General features: G+C 72.7%; 17 protein-coding genes. 4 read left to right on the plus strand and 13 right to left on the minus strand.

The annotated features are described in order from the left end of the window. Positions 1–57 precede the first annotated feature (57 nt). The 5 genes from ftsY to ACFV9M_RS22735 form a co-directional block, all read right to left on the minus strand. A complete protein-coding gene (ftsY, locus tag ACFV9M_RS22715) occupies positions 58–1,260 on the minus strand; it encodes a signal recognition particle-docking protein FtsY (RefSeq protein WP_385079923.1) in 1,203 nt (400 codons plus the stop codon). A gap of 256 nt (positions 1,261–1,516) precedes the next feature. Continuing rightward, complete coding sequence (locus ACFV9M_RS22720) at positions 1,517–2,935, minus strand: sugar porter family MFS transporter (RefSeq protein ID WP_385068441.1); 1,419 nt, start codon at positions 2,933–2,935, stop codon at positions 1,517–1,519. Positions 2,936–3,151: 216 nt separating this feature from the next. Then, entirely contained in the window at positions 3,152–6,859 is a 3,708-nt protein-coding gene (locus tag ACFV9M_RS22725; protein ID WP_385068443.1) for an AAA family ATPase, read from the minus strand. Between the two features lie 221 nt (positions 6,860–7,080). Beyond that, a complete protein-coding gene (locus tag ACFV9M_RS22730; RefSeq protein WP_073491170.1) occupies positions 7,081–7,284 on the minus strand; it encodes a hypothetical protein in 204 nt (67 codons plus the stop codon). A gap of 381 nt (positions 7,285–7,665) precedes the next feature. Continuing rightward, complete coding sequence (locus tag ACFV9M_RS22735) at positions 7,666–7,947, minus strand: acylphosphatase (RefSeq protein WP_385068445.1); 282 nt, start codon at positions 7,945–7,947, stop codon at positions 7,666–7,668. 220 nt (positions 7,948–8,167) lie between these two features. Between ACFV9M_RS22735 and ACFV9M_RS22740 the strand changes: the two genes are divergently transcribed. Together ACFV9M_RS22740 and ACFV9M_RS22745 are read left to right on the plus strand one after the other, a co-directional pair. Then, positions 8,168–9,343, plus strand: a complete 1,176-nt coding sequence (locus ACFV9M_RS22740) for a CAP domain-containing protein (RefSeq protein WP_385068447.1) — start codon at positions 8,168–8,170, stop codon at positions 9,341–9,343. Positions 9,344–9,469: 126 nt separating this feature from the next. Next, the gene (locus ACFV9M_RS22745) at positions 9,470–9,871 is read left to right on the plus strand and encodes a winged helix-turn-helix transcriptional regulator (RefSeq protein WP_385068449.1); all 402 of its coding nucleotides are present in this window, start codon (positions 9,470–9,472) and stop codon (positions 9,869–9,871) included. Here ACFV9M_RS22745 and mutM read toward each other — a convergent pair. The 8 genes from mutM to recG form a co-directional block, all read right to left on the minus strand. Next, on the minus strand, positions 9,844–10,704 hold the full coding sequence (gene mutM / locus ACFV9M_RS22750; protein ID WP_385068451.1) for a bifunctional DNA-formamidopyrimidine glycosylase/DNA-(apurinic or apyrimidinic site) lyase: 861 nt from the start codon (positions 10,702–10,704) through the stop codon (positions 9,844–9,846). The genes ACFV9M_RS22745 and mutM overlap by 28 nt on opposite strands. A gap of 118 nt (positions 10,705–10,822) precedes the next feature. Beyond that, on the minus strand, positions 10,823–11,641 hold the full coding sequence (gene rnc, locus ACFV9M_RS22755; protein WP_385068453.1) for a ribonuclease III: 819 nt from the start codon (positions 11,639–11,641) through the stop codon (positions 10,823–10,825). Positions 11,642–11,648: 7 nt separating this feature from the next. After that, positions 11,649–11,822 (minus strand): 50S ribosomal protein L32, encoded by a 174-nt coding sequence (gene rpmF / locus ACFV9M_RS22760; RefSeq protein WP_003951102.1) that lies wholly within the window; start codon positions 11,820–11,822, stop codon positions 11,649–11,651. Positions 11,823–11,824: 2 nt separating this feature from the next. Continuing rightward, entirely contained in the window at positions 11,825–12,478 is a 654-nt protein-coding gene (locus ACFV9M_RS22765) for a YceD family protein (RefSeq protein ID WP_385068455.1), read from the minus strand. A gap of 163 nt (positions 12,479–12,641) precedes the next feature. After that, complete coding sequence (locus ACFV9M_RS22770; RefSeq protein ID WP_385068457.1) at positions 12,642–13,775, minus strand: ATP synthase F0 subunit B; 1,134 nt, start codon at positions 13,773–13,775, stop codon at positions 12,642–12,644. 58 nt (positions 13,776–13,833) lie between these two features. Then, positions 13,834–14,313, minus strand: coding sequence for a pantetheine-phosphate adenylyltransferase (gene coaD / locus ACFV9M_RS22775; RefSeq protein ID WP_385068566.1), 480 nt, complete (start codon positions 14,311–14,313; stop codon positions 13,834–13,836). A gap of 26 nt (positions 14,314–14,339) precedes the next feature. Further along, positions 14,340–14,924 carry a 16S rRNA (guanine(966)-N(2))-methyltransferase RsmD gene (gene rsmD, locus ACFV9M_RS22780; RefSeq protein WP_385068459.1) on the minus strand — a complete coding sequence of 195 codons (585 nt, stop codon included), beginning with the start codon at positions 14,922–14,924 and terminating at the stop codon, positions 14,340–14,342. 67 nt (positions 14,925–14,991) lie between these two features. Continuing rightward, positions 14,992–17,208: an ATP-dependent DNA helicase RecG gene (gene recG, locus ACFV9M_RS22785; RefSeq protein WP_385068461.1), complete on the minus strand. Its 2,217-nt coding sequence runs from the start codon at positions 17,206–17,208 to the stop codon at positions 14,992–14,994. Positions 17,209–17,375: 167 nt separating this feature from the next. On the opposite strand from recG, the gene ACFV9M_RS22790 reads away from it, so the two are divergent. Next, positions 17,376–19,232 (plus strand): HSP90 family protein, encoded by a 1,857-nt coding sequence (locus ACFV9M_RS22790; protein ID WP_385068463.1) that lies wholly within the window; start codon positions 17,376–17,378, stop codon positions 19,230–19,232. Further along, the gene (locus ACFV9M_RS22795; RefSeq protein ID WP_385068465.1) at positions 19,232–22,195 is read left to right on the plus strand and encodes a tetratricopeptide repeat protein; all 2,964 of its coding nucleotides are present in this window, start codon (positions 19,232–19,234) and stop codon (positions 22,193–22,195) included. The genes ACFV9M_RS22790 and ACFV9M_RS22795 overlap by 1 nt, the downstream gene beginning before the upstream one ends. The last annotated feature ends 4 nt before the right edge of the window (positions 22,196–22,199 follow it).

The raw sequence follows: 22,199 nt of genomic DNA on the forward strand, positions 1-22,199 counted from the left end.
CCCCCCGCTGCAGCGGGGGGCGGGCGCTTCTCGGCGGCCGTCGCAGTCAGCGGCCGGTCACGCTCCGACAAGGGCGTCAACGAACGCCTCCGGCTCGAACGGCGCCAGGTCGTCGGCGCCCTCGCCGAGCCCGACCAGCTTGACGGGCACGCCCAGCTCGCGCTGGACGGCGACGACGATGCCGCCCTTGGCCGTGCCGTCGAGCTTGGTCAGCACGATGCCGGTGATGTCGACGACCTCGGCGAAGACCCGGGCCTGGACGAGGCCGTTCTGCCCGGTGGTGGCGTCGAGGACGAGCAGCACCTCGTCGAGCGGGGCGTGCTTCTCCACGACGCGCTTGACCTTGCCGAGCTCGTCCATGAGGCCGGTCTTGGTGTGCAGCCGGCCGGCGGTGTCGATGAGGACCACGTCGACCCCCATCTCCTTGCCCTCCTTCACCGCGTCGAAGGCGACGGAGGCGGGGTCACCGGCCTCCGGCCCGCGCACGGTGTGGGCGCCGACGCGCTCGCCCCAGGTCTGCAACTGGTCGGCCGCGGCGGCCCGGAAGGTGTCGGCGGCGCCCAGCACGACCGTGCGGCCGTCGGCGACCAGGACGCGGGCGAGCTTGCCGGTGGTGGTGGTCTTGCCGGTGCCGTTGACGCCGACGACCATCACGATGCCCGGCTTGCGGTTCTCCGGCTCGGTCTTCACGGTGCGGTCGACGTCGGTGCCGACCAGCTTGAGGAGCTCCTCGCGCAGCAGGCCGCGCAGTTCCTCGGGCGTGCGGGTGCCGAGCACCTTCACCCGCTCGCGCAGCCGCTCCACCAGTTCCTGGGTGGGCAGGACGCCGACGTCGGCGGTGAGGAGGGTGTCCTCGACCTCCTCCCAGGTGTCCTCGTCGAGGTGCTCGCGCGACAGCAGCGTGAGCAGGCCCTTGCCGAGGGCGTTCTGGGAGCGGGACAGGCGGGCGCGCAGGCGGATCAGGCGCCCCTCGGTGGGCTCCGGGATCTCGATCCCGGGAGCCTCGACGACAGGAGGCTCCTCCACGGCGGTGGGAGCGCCGCCGCCCGGGAGGTCCACCTCCTCGATCGTGCGGCGCGGTTCGTCGCGCGGTGTCTCGGCCTCGTCGCCGACATGCGGCTCGGCCGGAGGCGCGGTGATGTCGGGGGCGGCGGGCGGCGGCGGGGGCAGCGGCTTTCTGCGCCGGCTGCCGACGATGAGCCCGCCGATCGCGCCGAGCACGAGCACGGCGATGACTACAGCAAGGATGACGGTTTCCATAACCCGTCCAGTATCCATCCCTGCCCGCGGCGGAGCCCTGCTCCACGGGGAGGGTGTCTTACCGGAGCCGGAAGTGCCGCTTGCGCGCGGTGCGAGGGGCGGGCCGCTCCGTGACGGCGCGCACGGCGCTCGGAGCACGTGAAGCGCGTACGGCGTACCGCCCCGGCTCGGGTGACGAGCCGGGGCGGTACGCCGTACGGGGCGAGGAGAGGGGGCAGCGGGGATGAGGCCCCGTCTCCTCGGGTTCGGGGGGCGGTCAGCCCATCTCCTCCAGCGCCTTGCCCTTCGTCTCCTTGACGTACTTGAGGACGAACGGGATGGAGAGCGCGGCGAAGACCGTGTAGATCACGTAGGTGCCGGAGAGGTTCCACTCGGCCAGGGACGGGAAGCTCGCGGTGATGGCCCAGTTGGCGATCCACTGCGCGGCGGCGGCCACGCCCAGGGCGGCGGCGCGGATCTTGTTGGGGAACATCTCGCCGAGGAAGACCCAGACGACGACACCCCAGGACAGGGCGAAGAAGAGGACGAACACGTGGGCGGCGATCAGCGCGACCCAGCCCTGCGTGGCCGGCAGCTTGCCGTCGACCAGGTCGAAGGAGAAGGCCCAGGCCTCCAGCGCGAGGCCGATCACCATGCCGACGGAGCCGATGAGGGCGAGCGGCTTGCGGCCGACGCGGTCCACGAAGATCATCGCGATCACGGTGCCGACGATGTTGATGATCGACGTCGTGAACGAGTAGAAGAACGAGTCCGTCGGGTCGACGCCGACCGACTGCCACAGCGTCGAGGAGTAGTAGAACGCGACGTTGATGCCGACGAACTGCTGGAAGACCGACAGGCCGATACCGATCCAGACGATCGGCTTGAAGAAGAAGGAGCCGCCGAGCAGGTCCTTGAAGCTCGACTTGTGCTCGCTCTTCATGCCGTGCTCGATCTCGGCGACGCGCGCGTCGAGGTCGATGCCCCGGCCCTCGACCTCGGTGAGGATCTCGCGGGCCCGCTCGTGCTTGCCGACGGAGATCAGGAAGCGCGGGGACTCGGGGATGGCGAAGGAGAGCAGGCCGTAGAGGACGGCCGGGACGACCATGACGCCGAGCATGACCTGCCAGGCCTCCAGGCCCATCAGCTCACCGCGCTGGTCGCCGCCGGCGGCGTTCAGCAGACCCCAGTTGACCAGCTGCGAGATCGCGATGCCGACGACGATCGCGGCCTGCTGGAAGGAGCCGAGGCGGCCGCGGTAGGCGGGCGGGGCGACCTCGGCGATGTAGGCCGGGCCGATGACCGAGGCCATGCCGATGGCGAAGCCGCCGACGACGCGCCAGAAGGCGAGGTCCCACAGGGCGAAGGGGAGGGCCGAGCCGACGGCGCTGATGGTGAAGAGGACGGCGGCGATCTGCATGCAGCGGATGCGGCCGATGCGGTCGGCTATGCGGCCGGCGGTCGCGGCGCCGATGGCGCAGCCGATCAGGGCGATGGCGATGACCTGGGCGAGGGCCGCGGAGCCGACGTCGTAGCGGTCGCGGATGGCCTCGACGGCGCCGTTGATCACGGAGCTGTCGTAGCCGAAGAGGAAGCCTCCCATCGCGGCCGCCGCGGCGATGAAGATGACATGCCCGAGATGATCGGGGTGAGCCGTCCCGGCTCCTGACTTGGGTGCCTGCGCTGTGCTGGTCACGTGTACTCCTCGGGCCACCGGCAACGCCGCCGGTGTGGGTCTGCCCTTCTAGGTAGGTCATACCTGAAGGTGAAAGCAACGTTTCCGAGAGTATGCCTTCAAGTTTCGAAGTCAATAGGTGAGCGGGTGTGAGAAAAGCGGCACGCGTGGGGGCGGCGCGTTCAAGTCTTGAAGAGGTGATCTCGGGTGGTCCCGTACGGTCCCGTGCGGTGGGGCCTAGCGGAGCCGCTGGGAGATCACCTTCGACACCCCGTCGCCCTGCATGGAGACGCCGTAGAGCGCGTCGGCGACCTCCATCGTGCGCTTCTGGTGCGTGATCACGATCAGCTGCGAGGACTCCTGGAGCTCCTGCATGATGCGGATGAGCCGCTGGAGGTTGGTGTCGTCGAGAGCGGCCTCGACCTCGTCCATCACGTAGAACGGGCTGGGCCGCGCCTTGAAGATCGACACCAGCATCGCGACCGCGGTGAGCGACCGTTCTCCGCCCGAGAGCAGGCTGAGCCGCTTGACCTTCTTGCCCGGCGGCCGGGCCTCGACGTCGACGCCCGTGGTCAGCATGTGGTCCGGGTCGGTCAGCACCAGCCGTCCCTCACCCCCGGGGAAGAGCCGGCTGAACACGCCCTCGAACTCCCGGGCGGTGTCCCGGAACGCCTCCGCGAAGACCCGCTCGACCCGTTCGTCGACCTCCTTCACCACCTGGAGCAGGTCGGTGCGCGTCTTCTTGAGGTCTTCCAACTGCTCGCTGAGGAACTGGTGGCGCTCCTCCAGCGCGGCGAACTCCTCCAGTGCGAGCGGGTTCACCTTGCCGAGCTGCTGGTAGGCGCGTTCCGCCGCCTTCAGCCGCTTCTCCTGCTCGGCCCGCACGAAGGGGGTGGGCCGGTTGCGCGGATGCTCGGGATCGTCCGGCAGCTGCTCGCCGTCGGCGGGGGGCGAGGGCGGCACCGGTTGCTGCGGTCCGTACTCGGACACCAGCCCGGCCGGTTCGACACCCAGTTCCTCCAGCGCCTTGGTCTCCAGCTGCTCGATCCGCAGCCGTTTCTCGGCGCCGAGTACCTCGCCCCGGTGAACTGAATCCTTCAACTTGTCGAGCTCGGCCTTGAGGTCGCGCCCGGCACCACGGGCGGCGGCCAGCTCCTGCTCCCGCCGGGCCTTGGCGGCCTCGGCGGCGACGTGTTCGGCGTCGGCCCGGTGGAGCGAGACCTCGACGTGCGCGAGCAGTTGCCGCGCGCCGGAGGCGACGGCCTCCGCCACCGCGGCCTCGTGCCGCAGCCGCGCCCGCCGCCGCTCGGCGCGCGCGCGTGCCTCGCGTTCCGCCCGCGCGCCCCGGTCCAGCGCGTCGGCCCGCCCCGCGAGCCCCTTGACCCGCTCCTCGTGCGTACGGACCTGGAGCCGGGCCTCCATCTCGGTCTGCCGCGCATTGGCCCCGTCGGCGGCGAGCCGGTCGCGCACCGACGTGTCCGGCTCCTCCTCGCCGGGCATCTCCTCGGCGACCGCCAGCCGCTCGGCCAGTTCCTCGGCCTCCTCGACGGCCCGGTCGAGCGCCTCCTGCGCGCGGGCGGCCGCGGCGGTGGACCGCTCCGCCTCCCCGGCGGCACCGCGGGCCTGCCCGGCGAGCCGCCCGAGCCGCTGGGCGACCGCCGACCTCTCCCGCTCGGCCGCCCGGCCGCGCTCCCCGAGCTCCTCGACGCGCCCGGCGCACTCCCCGCGCCGCTCCCCCGCCGCCCGCTGCGCCTCGGCCAACTGCTCGCACCGCACCGCCAGTTCCTCCAACTCGGCGGCGGCCTCGTCCACGGAGGCCTGCACCTCCAGCAGGCTCGGCGCCCCGGCGGACCCGCCCTGCGCGAAGTGCGCCCCCAGCAGGTCGCCCTCCGCGGTCACGGCCGTCAGCTCGGGCCGGGCGTACACGAGGTCCTCGGCGTCCTCCAGCGTCCCGACGACGACGATCCCGCGCAGCAACCACCGTACGGCGGGCATGAGGTCGGCCGGGGCGCGGACGAGGTCGGCGGCGAAGGGGGGTGCGGCGGGGCGGCGGGCGGCGGCGCCGGAGTGGGCGCCGGGGCCGGGGGCGGTGTCGAGGCCGGTGGTGGTGTCGGGGCCGGTGGCGATGCCGGGGCCCGTGGTGTTCACCGGAGGGACCGTGGCATCGGCGGCCACGGCGGCCCCCGCCGTGGCCGTGCTGTCCGGTGTGTCCGTGCTGTCCGGTGCGTCCGTGGCCAGCAGCAGGGCCGCCCGTCCCGCGTCCTGCTTGCGCAGCAGGCGGAGGGCGTCCGCGGCGGCGGACGGGGTGGTCACGGCGAGGGCGTCGGCGGCGGCGCCGAGGGCCGCGGCGAGGGGGACCTCGTAGCCGGGGGTGACGGTGAGGAGTTCCGCGGCGGGGCCGAGCAGGCCGGTGAGGCGGTCCCGTGCGCCGAGCAGCGCGCCCGTGCCGTCCTTGCGGCGCAGGCCCAGGGCGAGGGCCTCGTGCCGGGCCTGGGTCGCGGCGCGGCCGCGTTCGGCGGCGGTGGCCGCCTCGCGGGCGGCGCTCAGCGCGGCCTCCGCCTCGGCGAGCTGCCGCTTCGCCGCCTCGTGCTGTGCGGTGAGCTCGGCGTCGTCGGCGTCGAGGCCGTCGACCTCCGCCTTCAGGGCCTCGTACTCCTCCTGCGCGGCGACGGCCCGTTCCCGGGCCTCGTCCCGGGCGGCGGCCAGGCGGCCGATCTCGGCCTGGGCGGACGCGGCGCGGGAGCGGGCCGCGTTGACCTGGCCGTGCAGCCGGGCGAGCCCCTCGCGGCGGTCGGCGATGGCCCGGGCGGCGTCCTTCAGGCGCCGTTCCTCGGCGGCCAGTTCGCGCTCCAGGTCGCAGCGGTGGGAGACGGTGTCCTCCAGGGCCCGCTGCGCCGCCTCCAGCGCCGCTTCCAGCTCGGCCTCCTGCTCACGGATGCGGGCGGCCTCGCGCTCCATGTCCTCGGGGTCGCGGCCGCGCCGTTCCTCGGGGGGCGCGGAGGTGGCGCTCTTCACGCGCGCGTCGGCCAGCGAGACGGTGCCGCGGACCCGTTCGGCGAGCTGGGACAGCTCGTACCAGGTCTGCTGGGCGCGCTGGAGCCGGGGCGTCAGCCGGCGGACCTCGTCCTCCAGGTGCGCCTCCCGCTGGAGGGCCTGTCGCAGCTCCCGCTCGGCGGCGTCCTTGCGCTCCTTCAGCGCGGCCTCGTCGGCCACCTCCGCCCGCAGGGCCTCCCGCAGCCGTACGAGATCGTCGGCGAGCAGTCTCAGGCGGGCGTCGCGCAGGTCGGCCTGGATGACGGCGGCGCGGCGGGCGACGGCTGCCTGCCGGCCGAGCGGCTTCAGCTGGCGCCGCAGTTCGTCCGTCAGGTCCTGCACGCGCGCGAGGTTGGCCTGCATCGCGTCCAGTTTCCTGAGCGCCTTCTCCTTGCGTCTGCGGTGCTTGAGGACGCCCGCGGCCTCCTCGATGAACGCGCGGCGGCCCATGGGGTCGGCGTGCAGGACGGAGTCGAGCTGGCCCTGGCCGACGATGACGTGCATCTCGCGGCCGATGCCGGAGTCGCTCAGCAGTTCCTGGATGTCCAGCAGACGGCAGGTGTCGCCGTTGATCTGGTATTCGCTGCCGCCGTTGCGGAACATGATCCGCGTGATGGTGACCTCGGCGTACTCGATGGGCAGGGCGCCGTCGGAGTTGTCGATGGTCAGGGACACCTCGGCGCGGCCCAGCGGGGGGCGCCCGGTGGTGCCGGCGAAGATGACGTCCTCCATCTTGCCGCCGCGCAGGGACTTGGCGCCCTGTTCGCCCATGACCCAGCTGAGCGCGTCCACCACGTTGGACTTGCCCGAGCCGTTCGGTCCGACGACGCACGTGATCCCCGGCTCGAACCGGAGTGTGGTGGCCGAGGCGAACGACTTGAACCCGCGGAGGGTCAGGGCCTTGAGGTGCACGGCGGTGGACTCTACCGCCCGGGAATGTCCCACTCCATGAACCCGCGGTTTCACCCGTGAACGCGCAGGGCACACCACACGTTAAAGAGACTGAAAGGATGCGCGGGGGAAAGAAAGAAGGGACGCCGAAGCGTCCCTTGCAACTTCTGTCAACCAAGCGGTCCGACGCGGCTGAGAAAGTCGCCCGACCACTGCGTGTGCTGTTGTGGAGCGGGCAGCGATCAGGTGAGCGCAGGCTCCGCCTGGTGTGCGTCGATGCTCTCCATGAACCTGTCGTGAGAAGCGGCAGCCGTCAGAGCGTCGTTCTCGGCCTGGATTCGTCCGAGCTCGTTTTCCAGGTCCTGGACGCGCTGCTGGAGCCGTCGCATCTCGGCGAGGAGTCGCGGGTCGGAGCCGCCGACGTAACCGAGAAGCGCCTTTGCCATGATGGATGGTCCTCCACAATGAGTGACCGACCGAAGCGGTGTGGGTCGTGAGGGATTCGCACCCGCGGTGTTTGGCAGGAATCTTGCTCGTGCTGCCGTTCATCCATGCCAAACAGCTAGGTGCGCGGGGTGCTTTCAGCGTCTCACCAAAAAGTTTGACGGTCAACACGATCACGCCCCGTATTGGCGGGCAACCCTGGGGCACGCGGCCGGGAACGGCGGCGCTGCGACTCCTGCGGGGCCCTCGGGGCGTGGCGATCATCTTTGCGTGCGGAGCCTGCCACTGCAAGCGGTTCTTGGCAACCACCTGCTCCTTTCTGCTTCGGGCAGGTGCCGGTGGCATGTCCCTCCGCTTTTCCGGGGTGTCCCCGCGCCGGTTCGTCAGCGAATCGCGAAGCCGTCGTAACCGCCGCGCGGTGTGTCCCATATCTCGGTGACTCCGTTCACGCGCCCGGGCGTGTCGTCACTCTGGAGCCAGTCGAGCAGCGCTTCGACGTTCTTGCGCGGCCCTTCGGCCACCACTTGGACGCGCCCGTCGGCCAGATTGAGAGCAAAACCACTCACGCCGCCGATCTCCAGCGCCTTCGCCCGCGTGAACCAGCGGAAACCCACGCCCTGGACCTGTCCGCGCACCCAGGCGACCAGCCTTACATCCTCGCTCATGGGTGCAACCTAACCAGGCAATGTCTCTGGGGACACTTCCTCCCCCAGCGCCATGCGGTACCGTCCCCACCCAATGAATCTCATATGAAACTCACTCGATCGAGTGAGTCGGGTTGACCATATGGAGTCCTGATGGAGTCCTGATGGAGTCCTGTGCCCCAGGGCGTCGGGTCGACCGCGGGGGGACCGCTCAGACCAGTTGGACGAGGAAGGCCAGGACATGGGACGCCACCGACGCTCCGCCGCCGGCCGCGCCGCAACGGGCCGCGCCACGGGGGTCACCCACACGGACGGCTCGCACCCGGAGGGGCACGCCCGGCAGGGCGGGTACACCGGCGATCACCCGACGACGGGGATCGCTCCGTACCTGAACCCGGAGGCGTACGCCGAGTCGGTGGCCAGAAGCCAGGAGTACCTCTTCGCGACGGACGACACGCATACGCGGGTGCCGGCCGACTCGACCGACACCGCGGTGCTCTCCTCGGACGGGTTCACGCCGGGCGACGCACCGGGCCGGTCCGGCCCGGGACACGACGGCGCGGAGCGCGCGGGATCCGGGCGCCGCCGTAGGAGGAGGGCCGGTGCGCCGGTCCGTACGGGCCTGCTCGGGGTGTCCGCGGCCGTGGCCCTCGGTACGGTCGCGGTGGCCACAGGGGCGGTGCCCGGCCTCGACGACTACCGGTTCGGCGGTGGCTCGGCCGACAAGGTGCGGGCCGCCGACGCACCGACGAACTCGGCCTCCGAGCAGGGCGGCGCGTCCGGCTCCCTGGAGACCGGCCGCGCCGGCGCGTCGGCCGGCAGCGGCGCCGGACCATCCACGTCGCCCTCGGCCCGGAGTTCGGCGTCGCCCACTCCGTCGGCCTCCAAGGCGCCGAGCGCCTCCCCGACGGCCGGGCAGTCGAAGGCCGCCCCGACGAAGGAGCCGCGGCAGACCCCGCAGAAGACGGCGCGGGAGACTCCCTCGAATACGGCCTCGAAGGCGCCGGAGAAGACCAGCGCCCCGGTGACGGTCTCGGCGGAGGCGCAGGCGGCGGCGCAGGTGCTGAAGCTCGTCAATGAGGAGCGGTCCAAGGTCGGGTGCAGCGCCCTCGCCGCGAACAGCGCGCTGGCCGGCCTCGCCCAGAGCTTCAGCGAGGACATGGCCGCGCGCGGCTTCTTCGACCACACCGACCCGGACGGGGCGACCCCGTGGGACAGGGCGGCGAAGGCCGGCATATCCGACCTCGGCGGCGAGAACATAGCCCGGGGCCAGGCCGACGCCGCGGCGGTGATGGAGGCCTGGATGAACAGCCCCGGCCACCGCGCCAACATACTGAACTGCGACTTCACCACGCTGGGCGTGGGCGTCCACTTCGGGTCCGGCGGCCCCTGGTGGACCCAGGACTTCGGCTACTGACCCCACCGCCCCCGCCCTGCGCGACGCTCCGCGCGACCCCGCGCACGCCTCGGCACCGCACACGCGCCACTAACCCCTCGTAAGCGCAATCTGTTGGCCAGCGCTGCCCTCACGTACGCTGGTGCCATGACCCGCACCCAGGAGCGCACGGAGGAGCAGGACCTCCCGTACGACGTGTTCGCCAGGGCCTGCCCCTCGCGCGGCACGCTGGAGCACGTCACCGGACGCTGGGGCGCGCTCACCCTGGGAGCGCTGCACGAGGGCTCCCTGCGCTTCAACCAGCTGCGCCGCCGGGTCGACGGCGTGAGCGAGAAGATGCTCTCCCAGACGCTGCACGCGCTGGAGCGCGACGGCCTGGTGCACCGCGAGGCCCAGCCGACCAACCCGCCCCGCGTGGACTACGAGCTCACCCCGCTGGGCCATGAGGTCACCGAGCGGCTGCTGGGGCTGATCCGCCTGGTGGAGGGCCGTATGGACGACGTCCTCGCGGCCCGGGCGCGCTACGACGGGACGCGCGGCGGCCTCTGACACTTCGGGCAGAAGTAGCTGGACCGGTTCATCCACGGGCGCCGGCGCATCGGTGTGCCGCAGCGCTTGCAGGGCAGGCCCTCGCGCCCGTAGGCGTCCAGCGACCGGTCGAAGTAGCCCGACTCGCCGTTGACGTTGACGTACAGGCTGTCGAAGCTGGTGCCGCCGACGGCGAGGGCGGCGTTCATCACGTCCCGGACGTGTCCGAGGAGTTCGGTCGTGCGGGGACGGGTGAGGGTCGTGGTCGGACGGTCGTAGTGGAGGCGGGTGCGCCACAGGGCCTCGTCCGCGTAGATGTTGCCGACTCCGCTGATCAGGGACTGGTCGAGCAGCGCCCGCTTGATCGTCGTCCGTTTCCGGCGCAGCGCCCGGTGGAACGCCTCCTCGTCGAACAGCGGGTCGAGGGGGTCGCGGGCGATGTGCGAGATGACGTCGGGCAGGCCGTCCGGTGTGGTGTCGTGCAGCGACAGCCCGCCGAAGGTGCGCTGGTCGACGAAGCGGAGCTCGGTGGCGGACGCGTCGGCGAAGCGGACCCGGACGCGCAGATGCTTCTCGTCGGGCGAACCCTGCGGCTGCACCAGGAGCTGACCGCTCATCCCCAGGTGGGCGAGGATCGCCTGGGCGGTGTCCTCCAGCGGCAGCCAGAGGTACTTGCCGCGACGGCTCGGCACGCCGACGCGGTGGCCCTTGAGGCGGTGCGCGAAGTCGTCGGCGCCGGCGAGGTGACGGCGTACGGCGCGCGGGTGCAGCACCTCGGTCTCGGCGACCGTGCGGTGGGCGACCCACCGCTCCAGGCCGCGCCGGACGACCTCGACCTCGGGCAGCTCGGGCATGGTCTCCCTGTCATTCCCTCTGTACGAGTGGTGCTCCGCACGAGCCGAGCGCCCACCCCGGAGCGGGGCGGGCGCTCGGTCGCGCTGTACGTCGGTGCGCCGCGGGCGGGCCCGCGGCTCAGGCGGAGGCGGACTCGGTGCCCGCGCTGCCGTCGACGGCCCGGAGGCCGGCGGCCTCCTCGGCCCGCTCGTCCGCCGCGGCCCGGATGGACCGCCACGCGGACTCGGCGGCCTGCTGCTCCGCCTCCTTCTTGCTGCGGCCGGTGCCGGTGCCGTACGAGACGCCTCCGACGCGGGCAGCAGCAGTGAAGGTCTTCTCGTGGTCGGGACCGGTCTCCGTGACCAGGTACTCGGGCACGCCGAGCCCTTCGGTCGCGGTGAGCTCCTGGAGGCTGGTCTTCCAGTCCAGGCCGGCACCGAGGTTGGAGGACTTCTCGATCAGCGGGTCGAACAGGCGGTGCACCAGTTCGGAGGCCGCGTCGAGGCCCTGGTCGAGATAGACCGCGCCGATCACCGCTTCCAGGGTGTCGGCGAGGATGGACGCCTTGTCCCGGCCGCCCGTGCCCTCTTCACCGCGGCCCAGCCGGATGAAGGAGCCCAGGTCGAGGCCGCGACCGACCTCCGCCAGCGCACGTGAGTTGACCACCGCGGCCCGCAGCTTGGCCAGTTGGCCCTCGGGCAGGTCGGGGTGGGTGCGGTACAGCGTGTCCGTGACGACGAGGCCGAGCACGGAGTCCCCGAGGAACTCCAGCCGTTCGTTCGTCGGCAGACCGCCGTTCTCGTACGCGTAGGAGCGGTGGGTCAGCGCACGCACCAGAAGGGCGGACTCGACGTGGTAGCCGAGCCGCCCTTCCAGAAGCGTGTGGGACGAGGCCGTGTTGTCCGCCTTTTTCCTGGCGGTCGAGTCCGCCTTGGCGTCAGACATGAAGCCTCTCACCAGCCGCTCAGACCTCGAGGACCTGGCGCTTGTTGTAGGTGCCGCACGACGGGCACGCGATGTGCTGCTGCTTGGGCTCGTGGCAGCGCTCGCACGCAACCAGGGTGGGGACCGCAGCCTTCCACTGCGACCGGCGGTGGCGCGTGTTGCTGCGCGACATCTTCCGCTTCGGAACAGCCACGGCTACTTCTCCTGCTTCTCGTCGGCGTGCGCTGAAGGAAGCGCGCCGCCGCTCATCTCGTCCTTCTCGCCGTCTTCGAGTGAACCGGCGAGTCCCTGCAATGCCGCCCAACGGATGTCGACGGCGTCATGGTGGTGGTCCGGGTCGTCCGCGAGCCGTGCTCCGCACTCGGAGCACAGGCCGGGGCAGTCGTCCTGGCACACCGGCTGCATCGGCAGTGCGAGCACCACCGCATCACGCAGCACGGGCTCGAGGTCGAACATGCCGTCCTCGAGAAAGAGCCTGTCCTCGTCTTCCTCGGCGTCGTCGGCCGGTTCCGCCTTCACGCGGCCCCGGTCGTCGGCGTCAGGGTACGAGAACATCTCCTGGAAGTCCGCTTCGAGCGTGAGCTCCAGCGGCTCCAGACACCTTACGCACTCCCCCTCGGCCCGTGCACGGGCGGTGCCCGTGACGAGCACCCCTTCCATGACCGACTCGAGGCGGAGCTCCAGCTCCACCGGGGCGCCTTCCGGCACTCCGATGACTCCCTGGATACCGAGGTCCCGGGGGGCGTCGATCGTACGGGTCAGGCGCTGCAGCGCACCTGGCCGCCGACCCAGCTCGTGCGTGTCGAACACGAGGGGGTTGCGGTGGTCGAGGCGGGCGTTGGGTGCCATTCCTGCTTTCGATCTTCCGAGCTGACGAGGGTGCTGCCTTCCGGTGTTCCGGGCAGCGGTGATCGCGGACGTCTGCGAAGTCAGCGAAGCGCACACGCGACCGAAGAGCCAGGATACTGGAGCTTTCGCTCCCAGCCCAATCCGGTGTCCGCCGCCCCCGCCGTCACAGTCCGCGGCCCTGTTCGTAGGCGCGCAGCTGCTCGGCGCTGATCATGCTCGTGTCGAAGAGGCTGGTCTCGTCGAGGGTGTACGCCTGGGCGTCCTGCCGCGGGATGTGCGCGTCCTGCTGCTGCGGGATGTGCGCGGGCTGCTGAGCGGCCTGGTTCGGGTCGTACGGCGCCTGCTGGGCGTCGTAGCCCTGGTAGGGGGCGCCTCCCGCCGCGGCGTAGCCGGGGGCGGGGGCGTACGGATCGGCCTGCGGATAGCCGTAGGGGTCCTGCTGACCGCCGTAGGTCTGCTGCTGGTAGCCGCCGGCGTAAAGGTCCTGCTGCTGGTAGCCGTACGCGGGCTGGGGCTGGACGTCCTGCTGGTCGTACCGCTGCTGGTGCTGCGCGGGCTGCTCGGCCGGGGTGTCCTGTTCGGCGAGGGCGGCCAGGTCGGCGAGGTAGTCCGCGTCGGAGGAGTGCTGGAAGGTCGTGGTGTCGTCGGCGAGGGCGCCGAGGTCGTCGGTGGCGATCCGGCCGTGCAGCTTCTGGCGGCCGCGGCCGACGGCCTCCAGGGTCTTGGCCAGGACCGCCTCGAAGGCGCCCAGCTTGGTGTCGACGTAGGCGTCGGCGTCGCGGCGCAGGGTCTCGGGGTCGTGGCTGCGCTCGGGGGCGTCCTCGTCCTCGTAGCCGTTCTCGTCGACGCCGGAGCCCGTGCCGAGGAGCTTCTCGCGGCCGCGGCCGACGGAGCCCAGCGTCTTGGTGAGGACGACCTCGAAGTTGGCGAGCTTGGAATCGACGTAGTCGTCGGCCTCGGCGCGGACCTCCTCGGCCTCAGTGCGGGCCTCGGCGAGGATGCGGTCGGCCTCGGCCTGGGAGCGGCGGGCGATCTCGGTGTCGGAGATCAGGGAGCCGCGTTCGGCGTGCGCGGTCTCGATGATCCGCTCGGCCTCCTGGCGGGCCTGCTCGACCATCTGCTCGCGGCCGCCGATCAGATCCCGGGCCTCGGCGAGGGAGTCGGGCAGGGCCGCGCGCACCTCCTCCAGCAGGGCGAGCAGTTCCGCGCGGTTGACCACGCACGAGGCCGACATCGGCATGGATCGGGCGCTGGAGACCGCCGTGACGATCTCGTCGAGCTTCTTCTGCACGTCCACCGGTTGCTCGCCACTCTCTACAGCTGTGTTGGAGACGGACGGGACGACTGTAGCCCCATCAGTTGGCGCGCAGGCGCTTGTCGAGGGCCTCCAGAACCACTGGGGGCACCAGGTGGGAGACGTCGCCGCCCCAGGTGGCGACCTCCTTGACCAGAGAGGAGGAGAGGAAGCTGTAGGTGGGGTTGGTGGGCACGAAGAGCGTCTCGACGCCCGAGAGGCCGTTGTTCATCTGGGCCATCTGCAACTCGTAGTCGAAGTCGCTGACCGCGCGCAGGCCCTTGACGATGGCCGGGATCTCGCGCTCCTTGCAGAAGTCGACGAGGAGGCCGTGGAAGGCCTCGACGCGGACGTTCGCGTACTCGGAGGTCACCTCGCGGATCAGGTCGATCCGTTCGTCGATCTCGAACAGGCCCTTCTTGGCCTTGTTGATCATCACCGCGACGTAGACCTCGTCATAGAGGCGGGAGGCGCGGGAGATGATGTCGAGGTGTCCGTTGGTGATCGGGTCGAACGACCCGGGACAGACGGCGCGGCGCACTTGTGATCCCTCGCTCTCCGGTCCGGTCATCGTGCGTCTTCGCACGTAGAGGCGGCGCGACCGTACCAAAACGTTCCCTCGCCGTAGCGACGGGACCGGATCTCCTCGAAGCCGTCCGGCCAGTCGAAGGTGCCGCCTCTGGTGCTGCGCTCCACGGTGACGAGAGCTTCCGGCGCGAGCCACCCCTCCGTGCGGAGTGTGAGCAGAATCTCCCGAAGATCCTCGTCGGAGACGGCGTACGGGGGGTCGAGGAAGACCAGGTCGTACGGGGCGGGCGGGGGCGTCTGGATGATCTGCCGGGCCTTGCCCGCCCGGACCTCGGCGCCGGGCAGACCGAGGGTGCGGACGTTCTCCCGGACGGTGCGGACGGCGCGGGCGTCGGCCTCCACCAGCAGGACGTGTCCGGCGCCGCGGGAGAGCGCCTCCAGGCCGACGGCGCCCGAGCCGGCGTACAGGTCGAGGACGCGTTCGCCGTCCAGGGGGCCGCCGAGGAGGGACTGCCAGGTGGAGAGGAGACCCTCGCGTGCGCGGTCGGAGGTGGGGCGGGTGCCGGTCCCTGGCGGGACGGCCAGGCGGCGTCCGCCGGCTGCGCCGGCGATCACGCGGGTCATCTCGGGTCCTTCTCGGTGTGCTCGAACGGCTCGGACGGGTGCCCGAGCGGTGACCTGTCCCAGTCTCTCAGCCCTTCTCCAGGTACTGCTCCCTCTCCTCGTCCAGCAGCGCGGCCAGGGCGGTGCGCAGGCCCGGGAGGCCGGTGAGCTCCGGGTCGGCCGCGACGACCGCCGTGGCCTCCTGGCGGGCCTCGGCGATGACCTCCTCGTCCTCGATGACGGCGAGGACGCGCAGGCTGGAGCGGGCGCCGGACTGGGCCTGGCCGAGGACGTCGCCCTCACGGCGCTGTTCGAGGTCGATGCGGGAGAGCTCGAAGCCGTCGAGGGTGGAGGCGACCGCGTCGAGCCGGCGCCGGGCGTCGGCGGCCTCCGGCGCCTCGGTGACCAGCAGGCACAGGCCGGGCGCCGAGCCGCGCCCGACGCGGCCGCGCAGCTGGTGGAGCTGGGAGACGCCGAACCGGTCGGCGTCCATGATCACCATCGCGGTGGCGTTCGGGACGTTGACGCCGACCTCGATGACGGTGGTGGCGACGAGGACGTCGGTGTCGCCCGCGGCGAAGCGGCGCATGACGGCGTCCTTGTCGTCGGGGGGCATCCTGCCGTGCAGGACCTCGATCCGCAGGCCCTGGAGGGGGCCCTTGGCGAGCTGGTCGGCCACGTCGAGAACGGCGAGCGGCGGACGCTTGCCGTCCTCGTCCTCCGCCGGCTTCTTCCTGGACTTGCGCGGGTCGTCCTCCTCGTCGCCGATGCGCGGGCAGACGACGTATGCCTGATGGCCGCCCGCCACCTCCTCGCGGACCCGCTCCCAGGCGCGGGAGAGGAAGTGGGGCTTGTCGGCGGCGGGGACGACATGGCTGGCGATGGGGGAACGGCCGGCCGGGAGCTGGTCGAGGACGGAGGTCTCCAGGTCGCCGAAGACGGTCATGGCGACCGTGCGCGGGATGGGCGTGGCGGTCATGACGAGCAGGTGCGGGGGCTGCTTGCCCTTGCCGCGCAGGGCGTCGCGCTGCTCGACGCCGAAGCGGTGCTGTTCGTCGACGACGACCAGGCCCAGGTCGTGGAAGGCGACCTTGTCCTCGATCAGCGCGTGGGTGCCGATGACGATGCCGGCCTCGCCGGTGACGAGGTCGAGCAGCGCCTGCCGGCGCGCGGCCGCGCCCATCGACCCGGTGAGCAGCACCACCTTGGTGGCGTGCTCGGTGCCGCCCAGCATGCCGCCCTCGGCCAGGTCGCCCATCATCTCCACGACGGAGCGGTGGTGTTGCTGGGCGAGGACCTCGGTGGGGGCCAGCATGGCGGCCTGTCCGCCGGCGTCGACGACGGCGAGCATGGCGCGGAGGGCGACCATGGTCTTCCCCGATCCGACCTCCCCCTGCAGCAGCCGGTGCATCGGATGCTCCGTCGCCAGGTCGTCGAAGATCTCCTTGGACACCTTCCGCTGGCCCTCGGTGAGGGTGAAGGGGAGGCGGTCGTCGAAGGCGGTGAGGAGGCCGTCGGGGCGGGGTCTGCGCGGGACCGCGGGGAGTTGGCCGTCGGCGTGGCGGCGGCGGGCGAGGGCGACCTGGAGGACGAATGCCTCGTCCCATTTCAGCCGGGCGCGGGCGTCGTCGATGTCGGCTTTGGTGTGCGGGCGGTGGATCTTGAGGAGTGCCTCGGGGAGGGAGACCAGGCCGCGGCCCTCGCGGAGGGTTCCGGGGAGGGGGTCGAGGGCCTCCTGGGCGCTGGGCAGGACCGTCTGGACCGCCTTGCCGATCTTCCAGGACTCCAGTTTGGCGGTGGCGGGGTAGATCGGGATGAGGGCGCCCGCCCAGCTCTCGACGGCGTCGCCGGCGACCCCGTCCCCCGAGTCGCGCAGCAGCTCGTAGGCCGGGTGGGCGAGTTGGAGGCGGCGGTTGAAGACGGAGACCTTGCCCGCGAACAGCGCGCGGGTGCCCGGCAGGAGCTCCTTGTGGGGCTTGTGGACGCCGTTGCCGAAGAAGACCAGCTGGAGGCGGCCGCTGCCGTCCGTGATGGTGACCTCGAGCCGCTGGCCCTTGCCGCGGGGGGCCTTGGCTGAGGCGAAGGTGTGCAGGCGGGCGTCGGCGACCTGGGCGACCACCGTGACGTGCTCGTCCATGGGGAGGTCGGCGAGGTGGGTGAGCTGGCCCCGCTCCTCGTATCTGCGCGGGTAGTGGTGCAGGAGGTCGCCGACGGTGTGCAGGCCGAGGTGCTCGGCCATCACCTTCGCGGTGGGTGGGCCGAGCACGCTTTTCAGTGGTTCTTCGAGTGCGGGCACGGGATCCATTGCACACCACACCACTGACATCGCCGTATACGTGGCTTGAAACCCCTGGTCAGACGGCTCGTTGGGGCTCTAGGATGGCGCGCTCCGGCCATCTCCGCGGTCACCGCCCCACCGGGACCGCCCGACCCCGCGCCGTCGACCCTCCCCCACCCCGCGGCGCTGACGCGATGGACTCCCAGACCTCACAGTCATCCCAGGCATCACCGTCTCCTCATACGTTCCAGGTCGACCTGCGTGGTCTGGTGGACCTGCTCTCCCATCACCTCTACTCCAGTCCCAGGGTCTACCTGCGCGAACTGCTCCAGAACGCGGTGGACGCGATCACCGCCCGGCGGGCCGAGGAGCCCGGCGCGCCGGCGCGGGTGCGGCTGTTCGCGTCGGGTGACCGGCTGCGGGTGGAGGACTCCGGTGTCGGTCTCACCGAGGCCGACGTGCACAGCCTGCTGGCCACCATCGGGCGCAGCTCCAAGCGGGCCGAGGGGGTGCAGGAGGCCCGCTCCGACTTCCTCGGGCAGTTCGGCATCGGACTCCTGGCGTGTTTCGTGGTCGCCGAGCGGATCCGGGTGGTCAGCCGCAGCGCGCGCACGCCGGACGCGCCGCCGGTGGAGTGGACGGCCCGGGACGACGGGTCGTACACCGTGCGGACGCTGCCCGACGAGGAGCGCCCCGAGCCGGGCACCACCGTGCACCTGACGGCGCGGGCGGGTGCCGGGGAGTGGCTCACCGAGCGGCGGGTCCTGCAACTGGCCCGGGACTTCGGCTCGCTGCTGCCGTACGACGTCCGGGTGGGCGAGGAGGCGGTCACCGACCTGCCGGCGCCCTGGGACCGGCCGTACCCCTCCCCGGCCGGCCGGCGGGCGGCGCTGGCCCGGCACTGCCACGAGCTGTTCGGTTTTGCACCGCTGGACTCGATCGAGCTGAACGTGCCGCTGGCGGGGATCCGCGGGGTGGCGTACGTGCTGCCGGCCGCGGTCAGTCCGGCGCAGCGGGCGGGCCACCGTGTGCACCTGAAGGGCATGCTGCTGACCGAGCGGGCCGAACAGCTGCTGCCCGACTGGGCGTTCTTCGTGCGCTGCGTGCTGGACACCGACAGTCTGCGGCCCACGGCCTCGCGCGAGTCCCTGTACGAGGACGAGACGCTGGCGGCCGTGCGGGAGGCGCTGGGGGAGCGGATCAGGTCCTGGCTGACGGGCCTGGCCGCCGGTGACCCGGAGCGGCTCGCGGCCTTCCTGGCCGTGCACCACCTGGGGGTGAAGTCCCTGGCGCGGCACGACGGGGAGATGCTGCGCACGATGCTGCCGTGGCTGCCGTTCGAGACGACCGACGGACGGCTGTCCCTGGAGGAGTTCGCGCAGCGGCACCCGGTGGTGCACTTCACACGGACCGTGGAGGAGTACCGCCAGGTCGCGCCGATCGCGTCGGCGCAGGGCGTCGGGGTGGTCAACGGCGGTTACACCTACGACAGCGAGCTGGTCGAGGCGCTGCCGTCGGTGCGGCCGGGCACCGTGGTCGCCGAGCTGGACGCGGACACGGTGACCGCGCACCTGGACGCCGTGGACCCCGCGGAGGAGCTCGCGCTCTCCGGCTTCCTGGCGGCCGCGCGGGCGCGGCTCGACCCGCTGGGCTGCGACGTCGTCCTGCGCGCCTTCCACCCCCTGTCCGTGCCGGCGCTGCACCTGGACGACCGGGCGGCACGGCACGAGCAGGCGCGGGCGGAGGCGGAGGCGGGGGCCGACGACCTGTGGGCGGGCATCCTGGGGTCGCTGCGCGGCAGCGCCCCGCGCGCGCGTCTGGTGCTCAACCACCTCAACCCGCTGATCCGCCGGATCAGTTCCCTGCGTGACGCGGAGCTGATCGGCACCGCGACGGAGTCGCTGTACGGACAGGCGCTGCTGATGGCGCAGCGGCCGCTCAGGCCGGCCGACTCCGCGCTGTTGAACCGCGCGTTCATCGGCCTCCTGGAGTGGGCCACGCACGAGGGCTCCGCACCGGGGGGCTCCGCACAAGGGGAGGACGGCCACTGATGACGGGGATCACGGACTTCGACGCGCTCCGCCGGGCGATGGCGGAGAACTCCGAGCAGCCCGAGGGCCCGGCCCGCAACGCGCGCGCGGAACAGCTGCTCGCGGAGGCCGAGAGGCTGAACGTCCCGCTCGCCGTGATCGAGGCGCTCGGGCACCAGCTGAAGGTCTACAACTACAGCTCCGAGAAGGACAAGATGTTCGTCCCGTTCGCGCGGCTGCTGCGCATGTGGGACGAGCGGCCGGAGGACTTCGACGAGTACGAGACGCACTCGCTGCACTGGGTCTTCAAGTGGGTGTCGGCCGGCATGCTCGACCAGCCGCACGTCCCGCTGGCGTCCGTGGAGAAGTGGCTGGGCGAGATGGAGCACCGCTACCGGCTCGCCGGGCACTCGGAGCGGGCGGTGCGCGGCGCCGAGTTCAGCGTGGCCGCGCACGTGGGGGACGTCGAGCGGGCCGAGCGGGCGTTCGCCGCCTGGCTGGCCGCGGACCGCGACACCATGGCCGACTGCCACGCGTGCGAGCTGCACGGCCAGGGCTGGTGGCAGGCGGAGCGGGGCCGGGACGCGGAGGCCCTTCAGCTGTGGGCGCCGGTCCTGGAGGGCGTCTACAGCTGCGCGCACGAGCCGCACACCGTGCTCGCGTCGTCCTTGGTGCCGCTGTTGCGGCTGGGCCGGCTGGAGGAGGCGCGCGCCCACCATCTGCGCGGCTTCCGGCTGGTGCGGGCCATGGAGAGCATGCGCGGCGCGTACGCCGACCACGTGGAGTTCTGCGCGCTGACCGGCAACGAGGCGCGGGGCCTGGAGCTGCTGGCGGAGCGGCCGGCGTACTTCACGGACGAGGGGCATCCGCGCAGCAGGCTGGAGTTCCTGAGCGTGGTCGCGCTGCTCATGGAGCGGCTGTGCGGTCTCGGCCTCGGTGACCAGCGGGTGCCCGGGCCGGCCGGGCGGACGTGGACCGCGAGCGGTCTCGCCGCCCACGCGCGCGGGGAGGCCCTGGCGCTGGCCGCGCGTTTCGACGACCGCAACGGCACGTCGTACGTGAGTGAGCGGGCCCGCGCACGGATGGCACAGCGGCCGCTGGCCCAGCGGCTGCCGCTGGGGGTGCGGGCGGTGCGCGCGGCGGCGCCGGACGGGCCCGGGGCCCCGGCCGGCGCGGAGCGCGCGGCCGGACCCGCCGGGGAGACCGGCCCGCCCGGTCTGCCCGGTCTGCTCGCCGAGGCGCGGCGGCTGTCGGACGGCCTGCTGCCGCACGCCGTGGAGGCGTGGGCGGCGGTGGCGCGCGCCGCCGAGGGGGCGGAGCTGGACGCGCGCGACCGCGCGGAGATCGCCGACCACGAGGCGATGGGGCTCGGCCCGCGGGGCGCCGAGACGTTCGAGCGGGCGGCGGAGCTGTACGAGGAGGCGGGCGATCCCGGGGAGGCCCTGGCGGCACACGCGCGTGCCGCGTACGTCCGCGCGCTCGCCGGGGACGTCGACGCGGCGGTCGAGGCGGTCGCCGGACCCTACGACCGGGTCCTGGCGCTGTACGCCGAGGGCGGCACGGGCGTACCGCAGGCGGCGGGCGTCCTCATGGGCCGTGCCCGGATCCTGATGCGCCGCGTCCAGGAGGCCGAGGGGCCCCTGCCGGAGCGGGTGCGGACCGAGGCCGAGGCGGCCGTACGGGAGGTGCTGGCGCTCGTCGAGGGACGGGCCGGGGACGACGTACGGCTCGCCGCGCGGGTCGCCGAGGGGCACGCGATGCTCGCGGAGCTGGCGGCGCGCTCGGGGGACGCCGAGCGGGGTGCGGAGCTGTTCGCCGGGGCGGCGGCGGAGTTCGTCGCGGCGGGGCTGCCGTGGTTCGCCGTGGAGTACGAGGCCCGGCTGGCCGGGCTCGCGCACCAGTTGGGCGACCTGGTGGAGGCGGAGCGGGCGCTGCGGGCCGCCCTGGAGCACGGCGGCACCCATCTGGAGCCGGTCGGGCGGGCCCAGCTGCACCTCCAGCTCGCCGAGGTCGTCTGCGGCCGGGGACGGGGCGGGGAGGCCGCGGAGCACGCCCTGGAGGCGGCGCACTGGGCCGACGCGGCGGGCGAGGGCCCGACGCTCGGCGCGTGGGCGCGGCACCAGTTGGGCGGGCTGCTCGTGCGGCAGGGCCGCTGGGCGGAGGCGGCCGAGGTGCTGGAGTCGGCGCTGGCCGATCTGCGGGCCGACACGCACGGCGACGGGGTCGTCGTCCAGACGCAGTGGTGGCTCGGGGACTGTCTGAGCGAGCTCGGCGAGCACCGGGCCGCCGCCGAACGCCGGCTCCAGGCCGCCGAGACCGCCCGGCACTGGCCCGAGCAGCACGACCACGCCACGCTGGCGCACCTGGCCGCCGAGTCCCTCGGCCAGGCGGGCCTGCCCGCCGACGCGGACCGGGCCTACGCGCGCGCGGGCGAACTGTGGCGGTCCGTCGGCAACGTCCACGGCCTGGTCCGCTCGCTGCGCGCCCGCGCGTGGCTGGCGCTGCGCACGGAGGACGGTCCGGACGCGGCGCGGGCGCTGATGACGGCCGCCGTCGAGGAGTGCGCGGACGCGCTGGGCGACACGGAGGACGAGGAGGCCCGCCTGCGGCTCGTCGACGAACTCGGCCACACGCACCGCCAGTTCGGGGACCTGCTCGCCCGCTCGGCGGCGGAGGACGCCGACGACGACTCCATCCGGGCCACGCTGGAGGAGGCCCTGGGGCAGATGGCGAAGGCGGTCGCGGTGTTCGTCTCCCTGGGCGACGGGACCCCGCCGCACGCCCGCACCGGCGCCGAGCTGGCCGCGGGCTGGCTGGAGACCGACCTGGGCCGTCCGGCGCAGGCCGCGGCACGCGCGCGTGCGGTGCTCCGGGCGTACGCGGACGCCGCGGACGCCGGTGGCGGGGCCGACGAGACCGTACGGGCGCGGCGGGCGGAGGCGGAGCAGTTGCTGCAGGTGGTGGAGGAGCAGGCGACGGGCTGAACGG

Origin of the sequence: Streptomyces sp. NPDC059895, from assembly GCF_042731035.1 — a bacterium.
Lineage (GTDB): Bacteria > Actinomycetota > Actinomycetes > Streptomycetales > Streptomycetaceae > Streptomyces.

Excerpts from the sequence above, each read along its gene's own strand:
- ftsY (WP_385079923.1), bottom strand. The coding sequence starts at position 1,260 with ATGGAAACCGTCATCCTTGCTGTAGTCATCGCCGTGCTCGTGCTCGGC.
- ACFV9M_RS22730 (WP_073491170.1), bottom strand. The coding sequence starts at position 7,284 with ATGGCAAAGGCGCTTCTCGGTTACGTCGGCGGCTCCGACCCGCGACTC.
- ACFV9M_RS22735 (WP_385068445.1), bottom strand. The coding sequence starts at position 7,947 with ATGAGCGAGGATGTAAGGCTGGTCGCCTGGGTGCGCGGACAGGTCCAG.
- ACFV9M_RS22740 (WP_385068447.1), top strand. The coding sequence starts at position 8,168 with ATGGGACGCCACCGACGCTCCGCCGCCGGCCGCGCCGCAACGGGCCGC.
- ACFV9M_RS22745 (WP_385068449.1), top strand. The coding sequence starts at position 9,470 with ATGACCCGCACCCAGGAGCGCACGGAGGAGCAGGACCTCCCGTACGAC.
- mutM (WP_385068451.1), bottom strand. The coding sequence starts at position 10,704 with ATGCCCGAGCTGCCCGAGGTCGAGGTCGTCCGGCGCGGCCTGGAGCGG.
- ACFV9M_RS22765 (WP_385068455.1), bottom strand. The coding sequence starts at position 12,478 with ATGGCACCCAACGCCCGCCTCGACCACCGCAACCCCCTCGTGTTCGAC.
- rsmD (WP_385068459.1), bottom strand. The coding sequence starts at position 14,924 with ATGACCCGCGTGATCGCCGGCGCAGCCGGCGGACGCCGCCTGGCCGTC.
- recG (WP_385068461.1), bottom strand. The coding sequence starts at position 17,208 with ATGGATCCCGTGCCCGCACTCGAAGAACCACTGAAAAGCGTGCTCGGC.
- ACFV9M_RS22790 (WP_385068463.1), top strand. The coding sequence starts at position 17,376 with ATGGACTCCCAGACCTCACAGTCATCCCAGGCATCACCGTCTCCTCAT.
- ACFV9M_RS22795 (WP_385068465.1), top strand. The coding sequence starts at position 19,232 with ATGACGGGGATCACGGACTTCGACGCGCTCCGCCGGGCGATGGCGGAG.